We start from the raw sequence: 540 nt of genomic DNA on the forward strand, positions 1-540 counted from the left end.
TTCTTCTTAGCCCGGTTTATGCATATAATGAGTGGGAATGGACTCATCGTTAAACAGGAGGGGATGAGGATGAAATTTACGGTTCAATATATTCCGCTTGATAAAATCAAGCCGGATTTTTCTGCGAAGATGACGGAGCATATGAAGCGGCTGCAGAGATTTATGTGGGATTGCATGTTTGTTCTGGTGGTCAGAAAAAACAGGAAAGATGGCAGCTATATCATTGTCAGCGGGCAGGAGAGATTCGAAAGCCTTAAGAAACATACAAAAAGTATTTACGCGCCGTGTATCGTAGACAAAAGCACTTCCTCTGATATTAAATCGTGGTTTCATCGTTTGCTTAAAAAGCAGCCCCTGGATGATTTTCCTTTCACGCCAAAAAGCTGGTCGATTGTCCGCACCTTTCTAAACCAAGAACCTCGTTTCAAACACCTAACCCGATCCCAACAAATAAGAGTCCTAATATTGGCTGTAAAGTACAAAAAAACCGTAGTTTGCTCAATGAGAACCATGGTTGATGAAATCTTAAAATGAAGCATG

The 540-nt window shown here is 41.1% G+C and carries 1 protein-coding gene; it reads left to right on the plus strand.

What is annotated here, in order from left to right; genetic code table 11:
• Nucleotides 1-69: 69 nt before the first annotated feature.
• The gene (locus ACNQGS_RS29055; protein ID WP_491490396.1) at nt 70-534 is read left to right on the plus strand and encodes a ParB N-terminal domain-containing protein; all 465 of its coding nucleotides are present in this window, start codon (nt 70-72) and stop codon (nt 532-534) included.
• Nucleotides 535-540 lie beyond the last annotated feature (6 nt).

Source organism: Neobacillus sp. PVCKKU3, from assembly GCF_058323225.1.